Source organism: Vibrio sp. L85, from assembly GCF_963871815.1.
Lineage (GTDB): Bacteria > Pseudomonadota > Gammaproteobacteria > Enterobacterales > Vibrionaceae > Vibrio > Vibrio harveyi.
Genome location: NZ_CAWMYL010000116.1, coordinates 62,818 through 87,773 on the forward strand (window position 1 = coordinate 62,818; position 24,956 = coordinate 87,773).

The window sequence follows — 24,956 nt, forward strand, 5'->3', positions numbered from 1 at the left end:
GCTTTCGTTGGCGAGATATTGAGCAAAGACAACGGCGAATGAAAACTCACACGCCGTATGGGGAGATTTCTTTAGAAGAAGGCGAACAAAGACAAAGAGCCTGTACCGTAAACGTCAGTTTGGGCTTCCTCATAGTCTGGCGTTTTCACTGTAAATGTTAAGCTTGCGCCATAGTTTTGGTTGTACCAAGCCGCACCTGCAACGGCACTCGCTTGCCAGTTCTGTAGTGTGACATCATATTGGTCTGATGGCTCTGGTAGACCTGAACGGTCGCCTTCAATAGTGATATCGTTAAAGCGGTAACGACCTTCAAAGCCCGTGAATAAGAACCAACTTGATGTGCTCTTAGCTAACATGCTGGCATGGAATGGACTTTCAACGCTGATGTTTGCGGCACCTATGCTGTTGGCTAAGTTAGTACCCCAACGAAACATGACACCTTGTGAAACGTCACTTCGGAAATTACCTGCGTTAATATCGTTAACGTTGGTGATTTCCCACTGTGTCGTTTTGCCTTCGCTACGCATCAATTTGTTGAACGCTCGGTAGCCGACGCTAAATGCCAACTCGTCATCAATTTGGTAATCCCAACCTTGTGGATCGGTTGAACCAGTAATGCTATGAACCAGCTCTTGCGCCTTTTCAGATAGTGAGCTCTCGCCCGTTGCGCCGATAGTGAAATTGTAGCGAACAGCTTTATCAGCGGTGAGTGAGATATAGTTGATTTCAGTGTGTAAGTAGCCAGCGTAAGGACGATCGTTGATAAGTGGGTAGTCGGCTTCGATGTCACTTGGCGTGTACATTTTATGCCCAAGCACTAATTCAATCTTATCGACGTTGCTTTGGCTAGAATCATTTAATGTAAACCATTTCCATTCTGCGTCTTCACGCAATTGTTCAGTCGCGTAAGAGAGAAAAATACCATTGGTATAATCTTGGTCAACGCCAAAAATGCCATCGTTATCGAGAGTGAAAGAGACTGTGGATTTGGTGGATGCGATTGCTGCCGGTGATAGCAGCGCAAGGATGAATAATTTACTGAGTTTCATAGTGTATGTTTGCAAGCTTTTTACGCATCATACGGAAGATCCCAGACAAAATCTTTTGTAATGTCACAACTTTAGTTCAAGAAACAAAAAAAGGTCGATGCTTTTCAGCATCGACCTTTGTTCTATCACTTAAAGTGCTAATTCAATCAGTCTTATAGAGACTCAGTGAATGTACGTGCGATTACGTCAGCTTGTTGCTCTGCAGTTAGAGAGTTGAAGCGTACAGCGTAACCAGATACACGGATTGTTAGCTGAGGGTATTTCTCTGGGTGCTTAACAGCGTCTTCTAGAGTTTCGCGGTTAAGAACGTTCACGTTTAGGTGTTGACCACCTTCGATGCCAGATTCATGGTGGAAGTAACCATCCATTAGACCAGCAAGGTTAGCACGTTGTGAACCTTCATCTTTACCTAGAGCGTTAGGTACGATAGAGAACGTGTAAGAGATACCATCTTTAGCGTGAGCAAACGGTAGTTTACCTACAGACGTTAGAGACGCTACAGCACCTTTTTCGTCACGACCGTGCATTGGGTTAGCACCAGGTGCGAAAGGAGCACCTGCGCGACGACCGTCAGGCGTGTTACCAGTCTTCTTACCGTATACCACGTTTGAAGTGATAGTTAGGATAGACTGAGTAGGGATTGCGTCACGGTAAGTCTTAAGCTGACGAATCTTGTTCATGAACACTTCAACAAGTTCACAAGCGATGTCATCTACGCGAGCATCGTTGTTACCGAATTTAGGGTAGTCGCCTTCGATTTCGAAGTCGATCGCTACGCCATCTTCGTCACGAACTGGTTTAACTTTCGCGAATTTGATTGCAGATAGTGAGTCAGCTGCAACAGATAGACCTGCGATACCACAAGCCATAGTACGGCGAACGTCACGGTCATGTAGAGCCATTAGCGCAGCTTCGTAGCTGTACTTGTCGTGCATGAAGTGGATGCTGTTTAGTGCAGTCACGTACTGCTTAGCTAGCCAATCCATGAAGTGGTCTAGTTTGCCCCATACATCGTCGAAGTCTAGAACTTCGTCAGTGATCTTAGGCATCTCTGGACCAACTTGGATCTTCAGTTTCTCATCCACACCGCCGTTGATAACGTATAGAAGAGTCTTAGCTAGGTTAGCGCGAGCGCCGAAGAATTGCATGTGCTTACCAATGATCATTGGAGATACACAACATGCGATTGCGTAATCATCAGACTCGAAGTCTGGACGCATTAGATCGTCGTTCTCGTACTGGATTGATGAAGTATCGATAGATACTTTTGCACAGAACTTCTTGAAGCCTTCAGGTAGTTGCTCAGACCAAAGAACAGTGATGTTTGGCTCTGGAGAAGGACCCATTGTGTATAGAGAGTTTAGGAAACGGAAGTTTGAACGTGTAACTAGCGTACGACCGTCAAGACCCATACCACCCATAGACTCTGTTGCCCAGATTGGGTCGCCAGAGAATAGATCATCGTACTCAGGAGTACGTAGGAAACGAACCATACGTAGTTTCATTACGAAGTGGTCGATCATTTCCTGTGCGTCAACTTCAGTGATCTTACCTTCAGCGATATCACGTTCGATGTAGATATCTAGGAAAGTAGAAGTACGACCTAGAGACATTGCTGCGCCGTTTTGAGATTTAACAGCTGCTAGGTAACCGAAGTAAGTCCACTGGATAGCTTCTTGTGCAGTTTCAGCTGGACGAGAGATGTCACAGCCGTATTTCGCAGCCATAACTTTCATTTGACCAAGTGCACGGTGCTGCTCAGCAATCTCTTCGCGAAGCTGCATAGTCATCTGTAGATCTTCACCGTTCTCAAAACGCTCTTGTAGAGACTTGAATTGAGCTAGCTTGTCTTGCATTAGACGGTCGATACCGTATAGAGCAACACGACGGTAGTCACCGATGATACGACCACGACCGTACGCATCTGGAAGACCAGTTAGAACGCCTGATTTACGACATGCTAGGATATCTGGAGTGTAGATATCGAATACGCCAGCGTTGTGCGTTTTACGGTATTCTGTGAAGATTTTCTTAACTTGTGGGTCAAGCTCGCGATCGTAAGCTTTGCAAGAACCTTCAACCATACGGATACCACCGTTAGGGATGATTGCACGCTTAAGAGGAGCTTCAGTTTGTAGACCTACGATAGTTTCTAGGTCTTTTTCGATGTAGCCTGCATCGTGAGCAGTGATGGTAGAGATAACTGAAGTATCGAAATCAACAGGAGCGTGAGTCGCGTTCTCTTGTTTGATACCTTCCATTACCTTAGCCCAAAGCTTGTTAGTCGCTTCAGTACCTTCAGAAACTAGGAAAGATTCGTCGCCTTCGTACGGAGTGTAGTTCTTCTGAATGAAATCACGAACGTTTACTTCGTTTTGCCAGTCGCCTGCAGCAAAACCTTCCCAAGCTTTAGCAAATTGCTCTGCCATGACATACCTACCTTTGTAGTAGAAAAAAATACGTACTGGTTCGCCGTTGAGCCAGCTATCTCCACTGTTAAACGGAGAACAGTACACTCTTAATGAATAACAATATTTATAGTCTTAAATAAGAAAGAGTGGGTCATAAAACTATAAATATTGTCACTGCTAACAATGTGGGTTCTTCCCAACCACAATTCAAGGCTACACTAAAAAAATTTTGCAAACCTTAAACTAAATCAATAAATCCTAAAAAATCTCGATAAAAATTGGGTAGCGACGAGCGCTACCCACACAATTTTTGAACGACTGTCATTATAGCCAAGCTTTAATGCCATATTGTCCTTCTAGCATACCTACTGCAAGCATAGCGACTAAACAGATAACAAGTACACCTACAGGGATCACAATCTTATCGACAAAGGATAGACGAGAAGCGCGCTCCTTATCACCAATCAGACCATTGTTGTCTAGCAGCATAGTCAGTGCCCAAGCAAGAACTGGGTTAACGACTGCAGAACCAAAGATACAGATACCTGCTGCTTGAGAATCTTTCGAGTCTTTCACCATCTGCATACCTGCTTCAAGTAGAGGTAGAGATACACCTACAAGAAGAGCAACACGCATTACTGGTGGCCATACTGCGATATCCATTGGGAAACCAAGGATTGCAATGATCATTACCAGAAGACCAAGAAGGATTGCACCGCCAGGGATAGGGCGTTTTGCGATCGCTGCTGGGATCATGTAAGTACCCCAAGATGAAGTGATGTTACCACCACCTACTGCTGTACCTACCATCTGACGGATAGAACACATTGTCATTGTGTCATCTACGTCCATCAATACTTTTTCTGTCTTTTTAGGGTAGTTCAATTCTTGGAAGATACGGTGACCTAGGAAGTCAGGAGACCACATTGCCACGGCAAGGATTGCAAATGGTAGAGATGCGATGAAGTGTTCCATGTTAGGAAGACCTAGCATCCAACCTTCTTCAGTGCTGCCCCACCAGTAAACAGGGTTTAGGTTAGGAAGACCGGTTTCAGTGACGAATTTAATATCGAAACCTGCACCTAGTACTAAAGCGATTGCAAGACCAGTGAAAGCACACACCGGAATAGCAAGCCAACGCTTGTTCACTTTTGCAAGGAATGCGTATAGTGCGATAGTGACTGCCAGTACGATCAGACCAACATAGCCCATGCTACCAGCTTCAACAGTAGAAGATTGCAGACCAACTGCCCATTCTTGAATCGAAGTAATCTGGCTCATGGTACCAGTCAAACCCAAGAAGATAAGCAAGCCACCGGCTGTACCTTCCGAGGTGAGGTTCACCAGTTTGGAGCCGCCTTTTAGGAAACTCAGTAGAAGACCGAATACACCGATTAGAATTGCCAATGCAAGAGGGTGAGCACCAGCAAGAGCGATGGTACCAATAAGAGGGATCATTGGACCGTGGTTACCTGCAAGGTTGGCTTTAGGGTTAATAAAACCAGAAGCAAGTACACAGAAAAGAAGTGCAGGGATAAGCATTTCTACACGTGCAACTTCGATAGCAAAATCTTTGCCCAAGTTGACGTGGTCCCATGCTGCAGTAAGACCTTCAGCCCAAGACATCATTACCGCAGAGTACATTGCGATAATACCGATAGTACCAGCAAGTGCTGGAACAAGGTCTTCAAGCTCAAAGCGGAAGTCACGACCTGGCAAGTTCAAGCCAAATCGACGTGGCTTCATAATTTGTAGTTCGTGGTCTAGGTAGTCTGAACGGCTTGCGAACTCAGATGATGGACGATGAAGCTCGCGGTAGCTTTTAGTCTCAATATCCGAATCAGAGTGCGCTTTATTAACTGCGTCTGACATAGATTCCTCATATATTTAAAAGTTATGAATTCTAAATTGAATTGTGTTTTTCCGCTTCCTGCGGCACGTCCTATGCTAGCTATTATTAGATTTTGTCACACGAATATCTCGTGCCTAAGCATAGCTAATAACTTGTTGTGTTGAGGCACAAAAAATTCCTCATCATTGGGGCGGAGTCTAACAAGATAGCCCTTTGGGGTGATTGATTTAGATCACTTTAAGAATAGATGTGAAAGAAAACTACAGAAAGTGTCTGGCATGCGAACAACTTGGTTGTTTCGTGTGTAATTCGATTACACAAGTTGCATAAAATTAGATGTGGTTTTGCGGAAATAATACTCAACGATATTTATTGATATCATTCATGAGTGATATTAAAAGCTGGCTTTATTCTTGCTTAGTACCGAGCAAAGACGATTTTTTGGCTAACCATTGCCGCTCAGTTTAGGAAGAAGACATGAAACAGCTTAAAGTACTGCCGCTAGTGGCAATCATTTCGGGATTAATGGTCGGTTGCGGTGGCGGCGGCGGTGGCGGTGGTGGCAGTTCTACACCGAGAACTACATTCACTTTTACTTTTGCTGCCCCAAATGTCATCAGTGAAGCAAACGCACAAAAAGATAGTTGTACTGTTTACGAGCGTAGAGTAGATGGTAATGGCATCAATCAAGTATTAACTTATCAACCAGCTGTAAGTGCACAGTTGACAGGGGATAAGGTTGTTGGTTTCTATTCTGACAAGAATGGTGTCCGTCAAGGCGACTTTATCTACCCATCAGGCACTACTTTAAAATTTATTCTAGAAGACATTCCTGAGGATGGCTACTTTACTTATCAGTTGCTTGATGCTTCTGGAACCGTATTTACGGCAAACAGCTTTAGTCGAGACTTTTTACAGGACAATAACCTTAGAAACTCAACGTTCTCGATGAATCGAGAGGCGGTGTCTGCTTGTAACAAAAATGGTAACTTTAATAAGACTACCCGAACCGATCTTAACTATGTGGCAACAGAAGCTGGTGGCTTAGAGTACAACTTTATATCTCAAGTTGCTAAAGAGTCTAAGCCTGCTTATTCCATTGACTCTTTGGATGTGAGAGCTATTGGTTCGAAGATGGAATCGACTGTCGTGCTGCAATATGCGGACGCAGCGAAGACAGAACTGCACCAATATGGTATTCGCGATTGGTCAAGTGAATCACCATTGCCGTTGGTTGGCATGACTGGTTCTTCACCAATCCTGAACCCAACATCTTTTAAATATGACACTTTAGACATCAGTGTACTGGTTGGTGATTACAACTACGAAGTTGCAGAGTTACCTATGTCAACGACGAAGTTCTACCACCCGCTTGAACCTAAAACGGAAACTTGGACTTACAGTGTTGCAGCTGAAAAACCGATCAATGGTTGGACAGTTGCGCTGAACCAAAAGATGTACCAGGACGCAAAATGGGATATCTCAATTGATCCAAGCGCTTACTACAACCTAAATGCTCTGCCTGCAGCGCATGTGGTGAGAGGTTCAACGATTGATACTGGTTTTGCTTTCAATGACCAAGATAAAGGCTTTAGCCGCCTCGCATATCGTGCAGAGTCTAACTCTGGAACACTACACCGAGTAACACACAAGATATTTACAACTTTAGAGAGTGATGTCGTTGTTCCGGAATTGTACTACTACACATTCGATGACAGTGTGAAGCAAGATTTGAAAGTTTCTTCTACCAGTGATTACTCACAATCTATTGTCGTGGAGTCTGCTGAAGCAAACCTAAATAGCTATGACTTTGTTTCTCTTTTCTCTCATGGTGATGTGACCGATCTTAAAGTGGATCACGATGGTCTTGTGATCAGTGAAGTTGATTCTGAGAAGGTCAATACGAATGCTCAGAAGTCTGACTTTATGGTGTTGATTAAGTAATAATTAACATTTTTACAAAAAAGAGCCCCTCCTGTGAGGGGCTTTTTTACGTCTAATATTCAGCATTAAAAGAATATATTGCTAAAAATTGCATATTCATTTGATTGTTGTATCTATCTATTCGAATTATTTAGGTTAATAATTTGTTGCAACTTGCGATGGGTGGTGATAGTTTGTTCCAATTCAAAGAGGGCGGAGTCCCTTAATTGCAGTGACAAAAACACAGGGAGTAAGGCGCATGAATGATGTACCAGCGCTAGATATAAAAGACCTGCACAAAACATTTGGACAAAATGAAGTCTTGAAAGGCATTTCACTTGCCGCTCATAAAGGTGATGTTATCTCCATCATCGGCTCTTCCGGTTCAGGTAAGAGTACCTTCCTTAGATGTATTAACCTTCTTGAAACTCCGACCGCCGGTGAAATTTGGGTAAATGGTGAACTTATCCAGATGAAGAACAACCGAGCAGGAGAGTCAGTTCCAGCTAATGAGAAACAAGTTCAGCGCATTCGCTCTCGTTTAGCCATGGTGTTTCAAGGCTTTAATCTTTGGTCACATCTAACCGTTCTAGAAAATGTGATTGAAGCACCAGTTCATGTGCTTGGCGTACCGAAAGCTCAAGCCATCGAAAACGCTGAACTGCTTTTGAAAAAAGTGGGATTGTACGAACGTAAAGATTACTACCCTGGACATCTATCCGGAGGTCAACAACAACGTGCTGCTATTGCTCGTGCTCTTGCTGTTGATCCAGAAGTGATGTTGTTCGATGAGCCGACCTCAGCACTCGATCCTGAGTTGGTTGGTGAGGTGTTAGGAGTAATGCGAGATTTGGCAGATGAAGGGCGAACGATGTTGGTTGTTACCCATGAAATGGCATTTGCGCGTGACGTATCTAACCATGTGATGTTTTTACATCAAGGCTTAGTGGAAGAACAGGGAGATCCAGCTAAGCTATTTACAAACCCAGATTCAGAACGATTACAGCAATTTATCTCATCTATCTACTAATATTTCTTGGGTGGCAGTCTTTTGCCACCCATAAGCACAACAATCAAAACCAAATAAAAGCAATCACAGGAGTATGGAAATGAAAAAGTGGTTATTAGCAGCAACGCTTGCTGCAACAGCAGTGTCTGGTGTCGCTCAAGCGAAAGAATGGAAAACCGTTCGCTTTGGTATTGAAGGCGCTTACCCTCCGTTTAGCTGGACAGAAACGGACGGCTCTCTAAAAGGCTTCGACGTGGATATGGCGAACGCACTTTGTGAAGAGATGAAAGTGAAGTGTCAGATCGTTGCTCAAGATTGGGATGGAATTATTCCTTCTCTACTTGCTCGTAAATACGATGCGATTATTGCTGCAATGTCGATCACTGAAGAACGTAAGAAGAAAGTCGACTTCACAGGAAAATACGCGCTGATTCCAAACAAGTTCATCGCTAAGAAAGGTGCAAACCTAGATTTTGATAACCTTGATGGTCAAAAAATTGCCGTGCAGCGTGCAACGACTCACGACAAATACCTGACAGATAACTATGGCGACAAAGTTGAAATCGTGCGTTACGGATCATTTGACGAAGCGTACCTAGATCTTGCAAACGGTCGTGTTGCGGCAGTGCTTGGTGATGCGTCTGCACTAGAAGAGGGTGTTTTAAACAAAGCTGGTGGCGATGCTTATGAATTTGTTGGTCCTTCACTAACGGATCCTAAGTGGTTTGGTGATGGTTTTGGTATTGCAGTTCGTAAGCAAGATAAGGATCTAACGAAAAAGCTCGATGCAGCTATTTTGTCACTACGTGAAAAAGGTGTTTATCAAGAAATCGCAGGTAAATACTTTAACTACGACGTTTACGGCGAATAAGCTGTAATTAAGCGACCGTTGGCTTGTTCCTAGAAGTAACCAACGGTCGATCTTTTGAGTTTAGGGATTAGGAACTCACCTATGCTGGATCTACAAGGATATGAAGCCTCGATCTTAAAAGGGGCTCTAGTAACCATCGAAGTCGCAATACTTTCTTTACTTTTAGCGGTCATTCTCGGAATGCTGGGTGCATTGGCGAAGTTGGCACCGTATAAGTGGGCAAGAGCAGTTGCGACGCTTTACACCACCATCATTCGTGGCATCCCTGATTTAGTTCTGATGATGCTTATCTTCTTTGGTGGTCAAATTCTACTTAACAATAGCCTTTACTCGATCAATGAAACACTCAATGAATGGTTTACTGCAAGTGACCCAAATCATGAGTGGACTTCGTATTTGCCAGATTACATCGATGTCAGCCCCTTTATTGCTGGCGTTTTAACCATTGGGTTTATCTTCGGTGCATACATGGCAGAGACGTTTCGTGGCGCTATCATGGCGGTAGACAAGGGTGAACTAGAAGCCGCAAAAGCTTATGGCATGAGCCCGATAATGTCGTTCCGAAGAATTCTATTGCCTCAAATGATCCGACATGCTTTACCAGGCTTTGGTAACAACTGGTTGGTTCTACTGAAAACGACCGCGTTAGTATCCATCATTGGTCTGGAAGATATGGTGCGCATTAGCTCGTTGGCTGCGGGTACAACCAAAATGCCATTCACTTTTTACATGGCGGTTGCAATCATCTTCTTGTTCTTTACCAGTGTTTCAACAGGCTTACTTAAGTTGGTTGAACGCAAATTTAGTATTCACGCGAGGTAAACCATGGATTTTTCATTGATAATTGAAAGTTTCCCGGTCTACCTAGATGGATTGTGGACGACGGTATGGCTTGTTGCGTTAGCACTGGTGATTGGGTTAGCCGTATCGATTCCTCTTGCGATTGCACGTAATAGTGCAAACTACGCACTAAGCCTGCCTTCATGGGCGTTTATTTACTTTTTCCGAGGCACTCCTTTGTTGGTGCAGCTGTATCTGATCTACTACGGCATGGACCAGTTTTTTCCGGTAAAAGACACGCTTTGGGAAAACGCATGGTTTTGTGCGCTGGTGGCGTTTGTTCTCAACACGTCCGCTTATACTGCTGAAATTATTCGCGGGGCAATCAATGGCTTGCCGAAGGGAGAGGTAGAGGCAGCTAAGGCATACGGTATGAGTACGTTTATGACTTACCGTCGCATTATTCTTCCAAGTGCTTTGCGTCGCGCGTTACCTGCCTACTCGAATGAGGTTATCTTCATGCTTCATGGCAGTGCGGTCGCCGGCATCATCACCATTATGGATCTGACAGGTGCAGCACGTTTGGTGAACTCAAGATACTACGCACCATTTGAGTCATTCTTGACAGCGGGACTCTTCTACATGGCGCTGACATTTATTATTTTGTGGTGCTTCAAAGTGGCAGAGAAGCGCTTCTTGGCGTACCTAAGACCATTGAGCTAACAAGATGGGTTGTTCATTCCACTTCATGTAGGACAATACAAACATCAAAAAAGAGCGCTTGTTGGCGCTCTTTTTTATTTCTCGTCGATGTTAGGGTCTGTTGACCTTTTGCGGTTAAATTTTGTTCGAGATAAAAGCGTTTTAATCGCGGCGAGAGGTTTGTAGCCTAGTTATTCTAAGCAAAATCCTCTCAACAAAGAGTAAAACGCTTTTAGCCGAACCCTTCGGGCAGCGTTTGTGGCTCCTTTCTACTGCGTTATCGGCTTATCAGGTAGGGCAACTACATTTCAAAGCCTCTGCCTTGTATAAAGAACCCACAAACTGCTGCAAAAATCAGCTCAAAAGGTCAACAGACCCTAGTAAGAACTACTTGAAGGTTGACCAGATTGGCGCGTGATCTGAAGGTTTTTCAATGCCTCGTAACTCATAGTCAATATCGGATTCTATGCATTTTTCCGCGAGTGATGGTGTTGCCAAAATAACATCAATACGAAGACCACGGTTATCATCGAAGCCACGCGAACGGTAATCAAACCACGAGAAGCGGTCATCGACTTCAGGGTGTAAGTTACGGAAAGTATCTTCAAAGCCCCAATCTAGAAGCGTTTGCAACCACTCACGCTCTTCTGGTTGGAAAGAACATTTACCCGTTTTCAGCCAACGTTTACGGTTTGGTTCGCCGATACCGATGTCCGCGTCGATTGGGCTGATATTGATGTCGCCCATGACAATCAGCTGCTCATCGTTAGTGTGGTGATCGTTGAGGTAAGTCATCAAGTCTTTGTAGAACTGACGCTTGTATGGATACTTAGTTTCGTGAGCAACGTTATCGCCTTGCGGGAAATAACCGTTAAGAACCGTCACTTTTTCACCGTTTTCATCTTCAAACGTCGCCATGATCATGCGCTTTTGGTGTTCTTCATTATCGGTTGGGAAACCTTTTTGAACGCTGATAGGCTCTTGTTTACATAGCATTGCCACACCGTAATGGGCTTTTTGACCGTGAAAGTAAACTTTGTATCCCATTGCTTCTACATCGTCGATAGGGAAGGCTTCGTCGTGAACTTTGATTTCCTGCAGACCAATCACGTCAGGTTGGTGCTTGTCGATGAGGGCTTGGAGTTGATGCAGACGCGCACGAAGTCCATTGATGTTAAAGCTAATTACTTTCATTTTTTATCCTTCTCAGAGGGCGTGTTTGAGCATGATGTTACCATTGCAAAGGCAAGCTGAAAATGGTTCTCATGTAAACGGAATAAGTTTAAAGAATTGTTAAATATGTAATTGCTATTGTGCCCGCGTATGGTTTAATGAGTCTCAAAAATGAGTTTGCTTGAATAAGGATGTTGTATGCGAACCATATCTGTGCAGTGGAAAATTACATTACTCTCCGGGCTTTGCCTGCTCGTCACTTCTTTATCTTTAATTGGTTTTTCGGTCTACAACGCGCTCGGTAACCAAAAGTTGTTGCAGCGAGAAACTAGCTCTTCTGTTATCGAAAAATCTGAACAACTCCTACAGACACGAGCGTTATTAAACGCGACGGAAGTGTCTGAGTATCTCAATGAAGCGACTTACCGCGCTGAAATGTTGGCAGCAAATGCGCTGTTTTTTAAAACCAACTCGGAAGAGAATTTTGGCAGTAGTGAAGATCTTCGCTCCGCTCTGAATGAAATGATTCGTCAGGCAGTGCTACGCTTTGACACGATACAAGCGGCTTATCTGGTGTTTAACCCAGACATGCTCGACAGTGAAGATGCCAACTATCGAAGTGCCGATTACGTCGGTTCTAATGAAGTCGGTCGGTTTGCGACCTATTGGTCCAAAGCGAGCAATGGTGAAAACGTGTTAGCGAGTACGATAAGTGAGCAAGCCTTGAATGAGAACGACAATGCTGAGCGCTTTTACTGTCCGCTCTCGTCTGGTCAAACCTGCATTGCATCGCCGCGGGTTAACACCAACGATGCTGGTTCCTTCTTAACAACATCGATCTCCATTCCACTCATTGTGGAGAGTATGCCGATTGGCTTCTTGGGTATAGAGTTACGATTAGACCAGTTAGCGAGCATTGCGATTAATTCTGATCAAAGCTTGTTCGCTGGGGCTGGAAAGGTATCAATGATCAGTCTCGATGGAACTTTGTTAGCTTCAGATAGTAACACTGATTCCCCTGGACAGCCTTTTTCGAGTTCCACCATTTCTAATGACAATCTCACTGATTTATTGTTTGGCGGTGAAGCCAAGGTTGAATGGGATGCCTCTGGTGAGTGGATGACGGTCTTTTCGCCTATCCAAATAGCGAATCAAACGTGGGGTGTGATCTTTGAAATGCCTCGTTCTGCAGTGCTTGCTGATGCGGATCAGTTAGACGCTTTGATTACCAATAAGATGCAAGACGGCGTTATTATTGAATTAAGTGTTGGTGTCGCACTTGTCGTTGTTGGACTGATTACAACCGGACTGCTGGCTAAGACCTTAGTGAAGCCGATTCGAGAAGTTGTCGCTCGTTTGGAAGATATTTCGACAGGGGAAGGAGACTTAACTCAGCGTTTGGAAGTTAAAACAGACGATGAAATTGGTCAACTTGCGAGGGCGTTCAATCGATTTCTTGAGCGTTTGCAATTAACGATTAAAGAAGTCGCAGAAACATCTCGACAAATTGCAGATAAGACCGAACATGCAAAACACGTTGTAGCCGTTACTCGAAATAGCAGTGATTCGCAGTTTAAAGAAGTTGATTTAGTCGCGACTGCTGCTGAAGAAATGACGCAAACAGCGGCGTTGGTGGTACAAAATGCCGAAGTTGCGGTAAAGGCGGCTGGTGAGGCGAGTGAATCTGCAGAAAACGGTCAGAAAGTGATCTTGGCGTCTGAAGCTCAGATGCAAAAACTATTATTGACCATGATGAATGCCGTCCCGGTTGTAGAAGAGCTAGCGAAGAACAACGCCAGCATTACCGAAATTCTTTCTGTTATTGAAGGCATTTCTGAGCAAACCAACTTGTTAGCTCTCAATGCAGCAATAGAAGCCGCACGAGCTGGTGAACAAGGTCGTGGTTTCGCTGTGGTGGCTGATGAGGTAAGGAGCTTAGCAAGTCGAACTCAAAGTTCGGTGGGTGAAATTCGAGATGTCATTGCTAATGTTCAAAAGGGCACGCAAGCGGTTGTTGAGTCCATTACAGAAGGGAATCAAAGTGCGCAATCCTCTTCTCAACAGGTGAATATGGCGGTAGAGGAATTACAGAAAGTATTTGAGTCAATTGCTGCGATAAGTGATATGAATAATCAGATAGTAAAAGCGGCAGAAGAGCAGCAATCTGTCTCTAATGAGGTGAATCAAAGTGTGGCGAACATTCGCGATCTGAGCAGAGAAATCCTTAATCAAGCGCAAACGTCGGAAAATGCAGGTATCGAGATGACCTCACTTTCTGAACAACAGCAAACCTTAATGTCTCAATTCAAAGTATAGCGTGGTATCAACGTAAACTCAGCTTAAACAAAGAGGAGCGAAATCGCGCCTCTTTGTTGTCTATCAGCTTGCTTTGATCTTATTTTCAAGATCGCTTTGTACGATCTTAATCGCTTTTAGCGCTATTTTAGGATCGATTTCATTCGTTTCTAGCAAGTAAATTATATCGACAGCTAGCTTGATCTCTTCTGGGGCATCATCCAGTGGTGATTTCGATTCTTCAGACATGCTCAATTGTTCTCTCTTTGGATTACTTGCTTTTCTAGCTCGCTTAATGCTGCTTCACAGCGAATCAGTCGTTGTTTTGCGGTTAATACAGCTTTCTGCGCTTCGGTGCGTAAATGAGCCGGAGCAATGGAAACTATTTGTTGTTTTTCTATAACCATCTCGCGCAAGCGACGAGCCCATTCTTTATGCTGCGCGACTTCTTGTTTTAGTGCATCAAGGGACTTGTCTTGTCGAGCGGATTTCTTAGGCTTTGCTTTAGGTATCTCGGCGATAGAAATTTCGCGTTGAATTGCCGTGATTTGGGCAACCAATCGGTCAGTCAGATATTCTGCTCGTTGTGCATTTAACTCACCTTCTTTTTGCTCCTTGATGATGTCGTTTAATGTCGCTCTTGCTTCATTGACACAAGGAACTAACAAACGAGAGCGGCAGCGAAATAGACGTTCATCAAACAGCATTGCCTCATGGTGACCTCGCTGATGGTCAAGTGAAGCCGCTTTCTCAGACATTTGTTCTAGACCATTGGAAAGCTGTTTGATGTTCATGATAAGCCTACAAACCACGCATCATAAGCGAGTTTAATTGCTAATACGCTGACAACAGAAACAAACACAGGGCGAATAAATTTAGAACCAAAGCGGATTGCAGAGTGAGCCCCAACAAATGCGCCTGCCATTAAACATACGCCCATTGTTAATCCTAGCACCCAATTTATATGACCCAAAACAGCAAAAGTGACAAGAGAAGTGAAGTTGCTAGTAAAGTTCATCGCCTTTGCTAACCCGGAAGCGAGCAAGATGTTCAACCGATAAAGCGCCATTGAGCTTACAGTCCAAAATGCGCCAGTCCCTGGTCCGGCTAGACCATCGTAGAAGCCGATTGAGAATCCTTGCAGATACTGCTTTTTATTCAACATTGGGCATGGTTCGGGTGTCGGGCTCTGGTGAGTCGATTGTGGAGCTTTATGGAACACGGTATACATCGCGGCAGCAAGAATAATGAGAGGTAAAACCTTCTCTAGCCATTCAGTACTGATTGCGTCGACAAACAATGTGCCGAGCGTGGCACCAACAAGAGTCGCCACAAACGCTCGTCCCCAGCATTGTGGTTTAAACAAACGCTTCTTGTAGTATGTGAAAGCGGCAGTAGAAGAGGCAAACGATGCTGCCAGTTTATTTGTGCCCAATGCAATGTGCGGAGGGAGTCCCAACGACAATAAGGCAGGGACGGTGAGCATACCGCCACCGCCTGCAACCGCATCGATAAATCCAGCAACAAAAGCGACGAGCGCCAAAACCAACAGCATGGTTGGCTCAATCATTTCCATAAATCGTTATTCTTCTAATATTCTATCTTGCGTTTAAATGGCGGCAACGAGTCAATTAAGGCTTGCCCGTAGCGTTTTGTTATCAAACGTCTATCAAGGATGGTCACTCTACCAGAATCGCGCTCTTTGCGCAGTAAACGACCGACACTTTGAATCAGTTTTTTGCTCGCATCAGGCACAGTAATTTGCATGAATGGGTTGCCCCCTTTCTTTTCTATGTACTCTGAGTGCGCTTGCTCTACGGGTGAGGTAGGGACACCAAAAGGAATCTTAGTAATGACCAAGTTTTCCAATAGCTCTCCTGGTAAATCAAGACCTTCCGAGAAGCTACCCGTGCCAAAGAGAATACTGGTTTTCTGTTGGTCGACGAGCTTTTTATGTTTTTTTAGAATTTCTGCACGTGAACTTTCGCCTTGTACTTGCAGTGCCCAGCCTCGTTTTACAAAATCAGCACTTAGAGCATCTGCGACTTGGTTCATCTGCCAATATGACGAGAATAATACCAAGTTCGCTTTGTTGTCTTCTAAATACTTAGGCAAAATTTCAATAAGATATTCGGTAAACTGTGGCGCTTGAGGTTCATACTTCATCGCAGGGATTAAAAGCTCCGCTTGGTTCTGATAATCAAACGGTGACGCCAAGGCTAAAAACTGCGTACCTGACTCAGGTTTTGCGTCTACTCCCACTTGATGGCAAAAATAATGGAATGAATTCAGTGCACGCATCGTAGCAGAGACTAATACCGCACCGATACAACGACTCCAGATTTGTTGATCAAGTTGCCAGCCGATTTCCAAAGGCGAAACGCTCACAATATAGTCACCTTCACGATCTGGGTGCTTCTCAAGCCACCTTGCTAACGGTGCCCCTTTTTCTCGTGTTGGCTCTGCCATCAAGTTCCAAACTTGAGCAAGATTTTCTAAGCGCTGAATGTAGAACCCCAATTCAGCCAGAGCTGGCTCTGCTAACCTTGAAGAAAGTTCCCCGTCTTTTACTCGCTCAGCAATCAAATCCGCAATTTTCGCGACACTTTGGTTTGCTTTTTTACTGAGCTGTTTTAAATCTTTAGATTGATTTTCTAACCAAGTTGGAAGTTCGCCATGTTCAAAGCGATAGATGTTTTCTTCAAATTGGTTTGGGTCAAATTGCTTTGTTAATTGGCTAAGCGCGGGAATGAGTTCTTGTACCGACTCCTGCAAGTCATTGCGAAAGCGTGCGACGCGTTTCTCGTCTGCCAATGATGAGAATTTGCTGGTGGACTGATTGAGTTTTTCTAACCAAGCTGCCGCTCCTTTTAAGCTTGCAGATGCGGAAGCGTGGTCTCGTGCGACGTGCGGAAGATGATGCGCCTCATCAAAGACATAAATAGTATTTTCCGGCTCGGGCAGAATTACGCCACCACCCAGATCGGCGTCTGCCATTACTAATGAATGGTTTGCGATGATGACATCATTTTTATCCAGTTCTGAACGTGCTTTTTGGAAAGGGCAGTTACGATGAGCTGGTAGGCTGTTATTACAGCTGTGCTTGTCACTGACAATCAATTGCCAGATATGGTCATCAATAGGTTTTGGCCAGGAGTCGCGGTCGCCATCCCATTTGCCTTGAGCAAGAGAACGGTACATGGTTTCCAACAAATCAATGTCTTTCTTTTTTGGCTTAGTCTCAAACATGGCAAGTTGTCCGCCATCGACACCACTTGCCGTTGCGAGTTTCTCCGCGCAGCAATAACGTTGGCGCCCTTTTGCCAGAATAAAAGAAAACTCTCGGTCGGTAATACGACGAAATAATGGGAGATCTTTATTCACCAACTGTTCTTGCAACGCGACTGTTGCAGTCGAAATCACGACTTTTCGGTTGTTATAGACTGCCACGGGAATAACCGCCATCAGATATGACAATGACTTACCGATCCCTGTTCCTGCTTCTGCAACAAGCATTCTATTCGATTTGTGGTATTGCCCGCACAACGTCTTAGCAATCTCTGCGACTAGGTAATTTTGCGCTCTTCGAGGTACAAAGTTATCCAGTTGAGCTTGTAAGTTCTGGTAGCTGGTTCTGATCGATTTTTGGATGTTACTAGTTAGCATAAGTGCCTCAAACGCGTGGGGCGCGCATAGTAGCACACATCACTAGTTGTACTGTAGTTCACAAAACGGAATGCTTTTATGTGGAATGTAGATCTTGTTCACAAAAAAATATTGAACTCAATCTAAATGAAAATAATTTCATTAGGTGAAAAATATAAAGCTTCAAAAATACCATTTGACCAGAATTTTATTCTGAATTAATTCGGTTTTTTGTTGTTGTAAGGTTGTTTATCTCTTTTGTTTATCTTTTGCTAAATTAAGAAAAATCAAGTCGATTGTTTAGATCTTCATCGAATAATTGAAACTTAAATTTCTATGTTGCTGTAAAATAAAGATTTTTTTGTTTTTTGATGTTGTGATTTAGAAAATTTGACAGCCAGAATAATCTTTTGCACTCTAGTGCCCAGATTTTGCAGGTAAAGCATTGTTGCGATTTGATAACAAGCGACCTCAAAAATATAAAAAAGGGAATCGGAAAGGATATCCCAATCTAAGAAAAGGCAGTGGATTAATTATGAAAAAGACTCTAGTAGCTCTTGCAGTAGCAGGCATCTCTACGTCTGCACTAGCAGCAGGCAACATCTACGACAACGGTACAACTTCTTTCAACCTTAAGGGTGAGATCGATACTTACCTAAGTACAAGAGAAGCTAAGCTAGCAGGCAAGCAAATCAAGAAAAACGACCTTGACATTGACCTATGGGCAAAAGTTCAAGTTGATGCTACTCATAAAATCAACGATGACGTTAAAGTGTTTGGCTCATTTGAGCTAGAAAACGGTAACGGTTTCGGTTACGACGCAGACAACAACAAGGTTAGCACAGACGACCTTTACTTTGGTGCTTACTTCGGTGATAACTGGGGTGTTGCTGTTGGTGAAATTGGTGACTTCGGTGACTCTCTAGACGCGATCACAATCGACAACACTAACGAAGGTTACGGTTACGCTGATGACTTCCTAGGTTCTCTTGAAAGTGCTGGTCACGCAGTATCTGTTAAGGGCAGCTTTGACCAGCTTACTGTTATTGCAGATGCATACTTAAATCAAGACGAAAATGTTGATACTGCATTCGGTCTATCTGCACAATACGTAATCAACGACATGTTCACCGTAGGTGCTTCTTACCAAGATCAAGGTAAAGCAGAAGTTAAATTCGCTGATGTTAAAACGACTGTAGACCACAAAATTTTGGGTATCGCAGCTCGCTTCAACATGGATAACTTCTCTACAGCGGTTAACTACATTGCTGAAGAGTGGGACAACGTTGACGTAAACACTTGGTCTGCTGTTGCTGCATACCAAATGAATGAAGCTCGAGTTTACACTTCATTCGGTTTCACTGATATTGATGACTCAGACGCAGATGCTAACTACTACACGTTTGGTGCTGATTACGCAGTGACTAGCAACGTTCTTTCATTCCTAGAATACTCAGTAGCAGAAGCTGACAACGGCACTGCGAAACTTGAAGATACTCTAGTTCTTGCTGGTGTTTACTACACGTTCTAATTACTGAACTTAAGTAGATATAGTAAAAGGTCGCAGTTATTGCGACCTTTTTTCTATAGAGTATATAAGCAAATCCTTCTTGAACTCTGGTCAATGTGAAAGAGTGTGAAACGTCAAGGGTTGAGTGCGTTTACCAATTATCTACAGTGAGTTATGTAGAAATCATTGGCTTTTCTTCAATGATTTCCTCAAACTGTGATGAACGGTAAACGAGATTTAACACTGTTGATGTAATTAATTGAATTTTAAGGTTATTAGGATATGAGACTAAAAGCTTGGACTGTAGCATTTGTTCTTGGGCTATTTGGGACAACAGCGAGCGCAGACACAACAAATAAAGCTGATGCATCAGCAACCCTAACTACCGCTCAAGGCGTTCAAGTGCTGTTTGTAAATGGCGTTGATGCGGACGATTTGAGTGCACCGTTTCCCCTAGTTGAAGGCTCAAACCAAATTGTGGTTAAAGTTAATAAGGGGATTGGTCGTGGTGAAAAGCGTACCCAAGTTAAATCCTCACCATATATTATCGGCTTGAGTGCAGGTGCAGGAAAGCTATACATTGATGCGCCGTCTTTTAGAGAGCAACGTCAGGCTGAGAAGTTGTTCGAACAAGACAAAATGGACTGGAAAGTAAGTTTCAACGATAAGTCTATTGATTACTCTCAATATAAAATGCCAGGTGAGAAAGGTGCGTTCCCTTACTCAAACCTAGATGAGCAACTAGCGGAATACAATGAAGCTAATGGCGTTTTCTTTGCTAACGGTAAGAGAGTCGAATTGTCTGAGCTACAAGCAGCGACGGCTGTAACGGCAACTAGCAAAAGCGCGCAAAGAGTAAAATCACCGGTAACAAAAGCGAAGATTGCCTACCTAGAAATGACAGACGAAGAACGTCAGGCATTCATGAAGTGGGTTGCTCAACAATAAATATTATTGGTGACGACAAAAATATAAAAAGCAGGTCTTGACCTGCTTTTTATATTTTTTGATGTGGGTGTTTTTTGATGTGCGAGCTTAGACGAGCTTAGAGAGTGACTTCTCGCCATTCTCCCGGCTTCAAGTCGTCAAGCGCAATATCACCCATGGAGTAACGTACTAAACGCAGTGTCGGGAAGCCAATATGTGCTGTCATTCGTCGTACTTGGCGATTTCGACCTTCAATGATCGTAATTGCTAGCCAAGTTGTAGGAATATTAGCTCTAAACCGAACGGGCGGATTTCTATCCCAGATCTTTGGTTCAGGCATCACTTCTACTTTTGCTGGTAATGTCATGCCATCTTTCAATTCAACACCTTTACGAAGTTTTTCCAAGTCCTCTTCATTAGGTGCTCCATCTACTTGTACCCAGTAAGTTTTTGGCGACTTTGATTGAGGTTGTGTCAACTTTGCTTGCAAGATGCCATCATTTGTTAGCACCATCAGACCTTCGCTATCTCTATCTAACCGTCCTGCCGCGTATACATCTTTGACAGGGATGTAATCCGCTAACGTTTTACGACCATCTCCATCGGTAAATTGGCTCAACGTATCATAAGGTTTGTTGAAGATGATCACCTTACGGTCTTCTGGTGTAATGCGTGGTTTTGTTGACTTTGATGAACGGGTAGAGCGCCCTGGTCGATTTTTCGCCTGTCCATTTGAATGGTTTGACTTGCCTGAGCGTTTAAAATGGCTCGGTTTAGAGTGGTTACTACGGCGACCTTTTTCATGACCCGTGCGAGATGACATGTTAACTACCTTGCAAAAATGTAAATGAACTGTGTTTGAAAGTTTTAAGTTTTCTTCTTATCGGCTATCATTTGCGCGCCTAAAACTAACAAAAGCGCACAGAATAATAGACTATTTCGTGTTATTTGTTTAATGATATAGCCAAGTTGCTTTTAGAGAGGTGTTTTTGCAAAAGAACTTCATGAAAGCAAACTTGGCACAAAGTGCACTCATGGATAGAGAGCCATAGAGCTTCAAACTATAAGAAAGAGTGCAAACCGCATGTCACGTTGGTGAGGAGGAATGCACTACTAACGTTAAGCAATGCGTAAATTCAACGAACTCAGTTGCTGAGTTGTTCAGCTTAGTTGAGTAAAAAATAGGGAAATTTCATGCCTACAGAAAAACCTACAATTATCTACACAATCACTGATGAAGCCCCGGCGTTAGCAACCTATTCATTACTACCAATCATTCAATCATTTACTGCATCGTCTGGCATTAATGTAGATACTCGTGATATTTCGTTAGCAGGTCGTATCATCGCTAACTTCCCAGAGCATTTAAAAGAAGAACAGCGCATCGGTGACGCGCTAGCAGAACTTGGCGAGTTGGCGAAAACGCCAGAAGCAAACATCATCAAACTTCCAAACATTTCTGCATCTATCCCGCAGTTAAAAGCTGCTATCAAAGAGCTGCAAGCAAAAGGCTATGAGCTACCAAACTACCCAGAAGAGCCGAGCACTTACGAAGAAGAAGCGATTAAAGCGACTTACGACAAAATCAAAGGTAGTGCGGTTAACCCGGTTCTACGCGAAGGTAACTCAGACCGTCGTGCGCCACTTTCAGTAAAGAATTACGCGAAGAAGAACCCACACTCAATGGGTGCATGGTCAGCGGATTCTCAATCTCATGTTTCAAGCATGGCAGACAACGACTTCTTCGGTAGTGAAAAATCGGCAACCGTTTCTGGTGCTACTGACGTAAAAATTGAATTTGTCGCTGCAGATGGTTCGGTGAAAGAACTTAAATCGGCGTTCCCTTTACAAGACAAAGAAGTGATCGATTGTTCGGTAATGAACAAGAAAGCGCTTGTTGAGTTCTTTGAGAAGGAAATTGCAGAAGCAAAACAGCAAGACGTTTTGCTCTCTCTACACATGAAAGCGACCATGATGAAGGTATCGGATCCAGTTATCTTTGGTCATGCTGTTAAGGTTTACTACAAAGACGTGTTTGCGAAATACGGCAAGCTATTCGAAGAGCTAGGCGTTGATGTAAACAATGGTATCGGTGACGTATACGCGAAGATCGATGCGCTACCTGCTGAACAAAAAGCGGAAATCGAAGCGGCGATCCTTGCGGTATACGAAACACAACCAGCACTCGCGATGGTTGACTCAGATCGCGGTATTACCAATCTGCACGTACCAAGTGACATCATCGTTGATGCTTCTATGCCAGCAATGCTGCGTGCATCTGGTCAAATGTGGGGACCAGACGGCAAACAGAAAGATACTAAAGCAATGATTCCAGATCGTAGCTATGCAGGTATTTACCAAGCGGTTATCGATTTTTGTAAAGAACATGGTGCATTTGACCCAACAACTATGGGTAGCGTACCAAACGTAGGTCTAATGGCTCAGAAAGCTGAAGAATACGGTTCACACGATAAGACATTCATTTTAGATGCAGCAGGTACTGTACGTGTTGTAGATGCTTCTGGTGCGGTTCTTCTTGAGCAAGAAGTAGAAGAAGGTGACATCTTCCGTATGTGTCAGGTCAAAGATGCGCCAATCCAAGATTGGGTGAAACTTGCGGTAACTCGTGCTCGTGCTTCGGGTGCGCCGGCTGTGTTCTGGCTTGATGAAGCGCGTGCTCATGATGCAGAACTTATCAAAAAAGTGAATGCCTACCTTCCAGCACACGACACTTCAGGTCTAGAAATTAAGATCCTTGCGCCAATCGATGCATGTAAATTCTCTCTAGAGCGTATCAAAGAAGGTCTAGATACCATTTCTGTAACGGGTAACGTATTGCGTGATTACCTGACCGATTTGTTCCCAATTTTGGAGCTTGGTACTTCAGCGAAGATGCTATCTATCGTTCCGCTAATGAACGGTGGTGGTCTATTTGAAACGGGAGCAGGAGGTTCGGCACCTAAGCACGTTCAGCAAGTTGAAAAAGAAAACCACTTACGTTGGGATTCTCTAGGTGAGTTCCTTGCGCTGGCAGCTTCTCTAGAGCACCTAAGCTCTGTGGCGGGCAATGCGAAGGCTCAAGTTCTTGCTGACGCTCTTGATAAAGCAACAGGCGAGTTCTTAGACGAAAATAAATCACCTTCTCGTAAAGTAGGTGAGTTGGATAACCGTGGTAGCCATTACTACTTAGCATCGTACTGGGCGAAAGCATTGGCTGAGCAAACAGAAGACGCGGATCTTGCAGCAGAGTTTGCCCCTGTCGCAAAAGCGTTGGCAGAGCAAGAGGAAGCGATTGTGTCTGAGCTAAACAACGCGCAGGGTGTAAAAGGCGAGCTAGGTGGTTACTACTCTCTTGATGATTCTCTAGCGTCTACATTGATGCGTCCAAGCGCAACGCTGAACGCTATTATCAATAAATAATCTTGTACACGCTACTTCGGTAGACCTATAGAAACAATAAACCCGCTTTACGCGGGTTTATTTTTCTCTTCATAAAAGCTCGTGTGCTTCTACGAGAGCAAATGGTTTGTCTTTCCGACAGCGCTCTATTTATTTGGCTTGGCCTTCTATTGGAACAACGCTGCTTGCGTGTGAACCTTTTGGACCTTTTTCAATCTCGTATGAGACTTGTTGGCCTGCTTTCAGTGTACGATAACCGTCCATTTGGATAGTTGAGTAGTGGGCGAAAATGTCTCCTTCCTCTTCGTCTGAACAAATAAACCCAAATCCTTTGGCGTTGTTAAACCACTTTACTGTACCTGTAGCCATGCTTTTACATCCCTCATGCATTTTTTACTGATGTTGTTACTTCACCCAAGCCATCCCTTCAGCTTGGTCTCATTGTTAGCCTTGCTATGCTAGTAATTGCTAACACACGTCGAGTGTGCACATCCACATTCATCAAATTGTTAGAAATCCAACAAATTCAGAATGAGGATTTATGCATCAACACTTTCCACTGTAGTCAATGAATCTCGTCAGTCAATAGTGAAAGACAACATTAAGAAACATATTTGAAAACAAATCACTTTTGAGATTAACAATTTTGCAAACTCAATCGAGGTGGTTCGCCGAAGTTTAGATAAAAGGTCTGCAAGGTATTGAAATAGAGCGAGGGCATTCTAAACCAAGTGTGTACATTAGAAGATTCTACTAAATGAATAAAAAGTGATGTTTTCGTGATATTTAGCGACTTTTCCGTTGTAAGTGTGATCTTGGCAGTTTAAGAATGTTTATCGGTTATATGGAAACAGAGCAAAAATTGATAGTTCTAACAGCAAAAAATAACCGTTCTAAGAGATAAAAATCTTTTATTTGCGCGCCTGCCGGAGGTGCATTAGTCTCTATATGAGGACGCAAATTTTATCTATCAAAATCGAATTAGGTGTCATATCTCACTACACCGCACGGCATGCTTATGGTAGATTGTTTTTATAGGTCGAAAACATCAACCCTTTGATACGATATCTTTGAATTGCCATGAGTAAAAATTTTGAATGGGTGACTCCAGACTCAGATCTTCTGGAGCGAGAAAGTACAAAAGTTCAGCCGCCAAAGCTATACAACGTTGTACTCAATAATGATGACTATACACCTATGGATTTCGTCATAGAGGTGCTTGAGCGATTCTTTTCACATGATATTGATAAAGCAACGCAAATCATGCTCAAGATTCACTATGAAGGAAAGGCAATTTGTGGCACATACAGCGCAGAAATTGCCGAAACAAAAGTAGCGCAAGTGACGATGTACTCAAGGGAAAATGAGCATCCGCTACTATGTACTATGGAGCAAGCGTAATAAGAAGAC

General features: G+C 43.6%; 20 protein-coding genes. 10 read left to right on the top strand and 10 right to left on the bottom strand.

The window, feature by feature from the left end:
- Positions 1–71: 71 nt before the first annotated feature.
- The 3 genes from AACR11_RS12445 to AACR11_RS12455 all read right to left on the bottom strand — a co-directional run bounded on the left by AACR11_RS12445 (position 72) and on the right by AACR11_RS12455 (position 5,332).
- Positions 72–1,049 carry a lipid A deacylase LpxR family protein gene (locus AACR11_RS12445; protein ID WP_017819026.1) on the bottom strand — a complete coding sequence of 326 codons (978 nt, stop codon included), beginning with the start codon at positions 1,047–1,049 and terminating at the stop codon, positions 72–74.
- A 152-nt stretch (positions 1,050–1,201) separates the two neighbouring features.
- A complete protein-coding gene (pflB, locus tag AACR11_RS12450) occupies positions 1,202–3,478 on the bottom strand; it encodes a formate C-acetyltransferase (protein ID WP_005446705.1) in 2,277 nt (758 codons plus the stop codon).
- A gap of 306 nt (positions 3,479–3,784) precedes the next feature.
- Complete coding sequence (locus AACR11_RS12455) at positions 3,785–5,332, bottom strand: DUF3360 family protein (RefSeq protein WP_005446706.1); 1,548 nt, start codon at positions 5,330–5,332, stop codon at positions 3,785–3,787.
- A gap of 457 nt (positions 5,333–5,789) precedes the next feature.
- Here AACR11_RS12455 and AACR11_RS12460 point away from each other — a divergent pair, with 457 nt between their 5' ends.
- The 5 genes from AACR11_RS12460 to AACR11_RS12480 all read left to right on the top strand — a co-directional run bounded on the left by AACR11_RS12460 (position 5,790) and on the right by AACR11_RS12480 (position 10,618).
- Positions 5,790–7,256, top strand: coding sequence for a hypothetical protein (locus tag AACR11_RS12460; protein WP_029790259.1), 1,467 nt, complete (start codon positions 5,790–5,792; stop codon positions 7,254–7,256).
- 238 nt (positions 7,257–7,494) lie between these two features.
- A complete protein-coding gene (locus tag AACR11_RS12465; protein WP_005446708.1) occupies positions 7,495–8,265 on the top strand; it encodes an ABC transporter ATP-binding protein in 771 nt (256 codons plus the stop codon).
- 79 nt (positions 8,266–8,344) lie between these two features.
- Positions 8,345–9,115 carry an ABC transporter substrate-binding protein gene (locus AACR11_RS12470; protein WP_009698306.1) on the top strand — a complete coding sequence of 257 codons (771 nt, stop codon included), beginning with the start codon at positions 8,345–8,347 and terminating at the stop codon, positions 9,113–9,115.
- A gap of 81 nt (positions 9,116–9,196) precedes the next feature.
- On the top strand, positions 9,197–9,937 hold the full coding sequence (locus tag AACR11_RS12475) for an ABC transporter permease (RefSeq protein ID WP_017819029.1): 741 nt from the start codon (positions 9,197–9,199) through the stop codon (positions 9,935–9,937).
- Positions 9,938–9,940: 3 nt separating this feature from the next.
- Positions 9,941–10,618 (top strand): ABC transporter permease, encoded by a 678-nt coding sequence (locus tag AACR11_RS12480; protein WP_005446711.1) that lies wholly within the window; start codon positions 9,941–9,943, stop codon positions 10,616–10,618.
- A 366-nt stretch (positions 10,619–10,984) separates the two neighbouring features.
- Here the strand turns inward: AACR11_RS12480 and xthA are convergent, their stop codons facing one another.
- On the bottom strand, positions 10,985–11,791 hold the full coding sequence (gene xthA / locus AACR11_RS12485) for an exodeoxyribonuclease III (RefSeq protein WP_009698305.1): 807 nt from the start codon (positions 11,789–11,791) through the stop codon (positions 10,985–10,987).
- Positions 11,792–11,968: 177 nt separating this feature from the next.
- Between xthA and AACR11_RS12490 the strand changes: the two genes are divergently transcribed.
- A complete protein-coding gene (locus tag AACR11_RS12490; protein WP_029788994.1) occupies positions 11,969–14,086 on the top strand; it encodes a methyl-accepting chemotaxis protein in 2,118 nt (705 codons plus the stop codon).
- 63 nt (positions 14,087–14,149) lie between these two features.
- On the opposite strand, the gene rsmS is transcribed toward AACR11_RS12490, so the two are convergent.
- Genes rsmS through dinG form a run of 4 tightly spaced genes read right to left on the bottom strand, consistent with a single transcriptional unit; the run spans position 14,150 to position 17,731 of the window.
- Entirely contained in the window at positions 14,150–14,314 is a 165-nt protein-coding gene (gene rsmS / locus AACR11_RS12495) for a pleiotropic regulatory protein RsmS (RefSeq protein WP_029788995.1), read from the bottom strand.
- Between the two features lie 2 nt (positions 14,315–14,316).
- Complete coding sequence (locus AACR11_RS12500; RefSeq protein ID WP_017188325.1) at positions 14,317–14,859, bottom strand: primosomal replication protein; 543 nt, start codon at positions 14,857–14,859, stop codon at positions 14,317–14,319.
- On the bottom strand, positions 14,856–15,641 hold the full coding sequence (locus tag AACR11_RS12505; protein ID WP_005449856.1) for a sulfite exporter TauE/SafE family protein: 786 nt from the start codon (positions 15,639–15,641) through the stop codon (positions 14,856–14,858). The genes AACR11_RS12500 and AACR11_RS12505 overlap by 4 nt, the downstream gene beginning before the upstream one ends.
- A gap of 14 nt (positions 15,642–15,655) precedes the next feature.
- On the bottom strand, positions 15,656–17,731 hold the full coding sequence (gene dinG / locus AACR11_RS12510) for an ATP-dependent DNA helicase DinG (RefSeq protein WP_029788996.1): 2,076 nt from the start codon (positions 17,729–17,731) through the stop codon (positions 15,656–15,658).
- 514 nt (positions 17,732–18,245) lie between these two features.
- Here dinG and AACR11_RS12515 point away from each other — a divergent pair.
- Positions 18,246–19,241, top strand: coding sequence for a porin (locus AACR11_RS12515; protein ID WP_005449852.1), 996 nt, complete (start codon positions 18,246–18,248; stop codon positions 19,239–19,241).
- A gap of 261 nt (positions 19,242–19,502) precedes the next feature.
- Complete coding sequence (locus AACR11_RS12520) at positions 19,503–20,168, top strand: DUF2057 family protein (RefSeq protein ID WP_017188321.1); 666 nt, start codon at positions 19,503–19,505, stop codon at positions 20,166–20,168.
- 97 nt (positions 20,169–20,265) lie between these two features.
- Here the strand turns inward: AACR11_RS12520 and AACR11_RS12525 are convergent, their stop codons facing one another.
- Positions 20,266–20,970, bottom strand: a complete 705-nt coding sequence (locus AACR11_RS12525; protein ID WP_005449848.1) for a pseudouridine synthase — start codon at positions 20,968–20,970, stop codon at positions 20,266–20,268.
- A gap of 371 nt (positions 20,971–21,341) precedes the next feature.
- Between AACR11_RS12525 and AACR11_RS12530 the strand changes: the two genes are divergently transcribed.
- Complete coding sequence (locus tag AACR11_RS12530; RefSeq protein WP_029788998.1) at positions 21,342–23,567, top strand: NADP-dependent isocitrate dehydrogenase; 2,226 nt, start codon at positions 21,342–21,344, stop codon at positions 23,565–23,567.
- Between the two features lie 129 nt (positions 23,568–23,696).
- Here the strand turns inward: AACR11_RS12530 and cspD are convergent, their stop codons facing one another.
- On the bottom strand, positions 23,697–23,915 hold the full coding sequence (gene cspD / locus AACR11_RS12535) for a cold shock domain-containing protein CspD (protein ID WP_005427548.1): 219 nt from the start codon (positions 23,913–23,915) through the stop codon (positions 23,697–23,699).
- A gap of 711 nt (positions 23,916–24,626) precedes the next feature.
- On the opposite strand from cspD, the gene clpS reads away from it, so the two are divergent.
- A complete protein-coding gene (clpS, locus tag AACR11_RS12540) occupies positions 24,627–24,947 on the top strand; it encodes an ATP-dependent Clp protease adapter ClpS (protein ID WP_005427554.1) in 321 nt (106 codons plus the stop codon).
- The last annotated feature ends 9 nt before the right edge of the window (positions 24,948–24,956 follow it).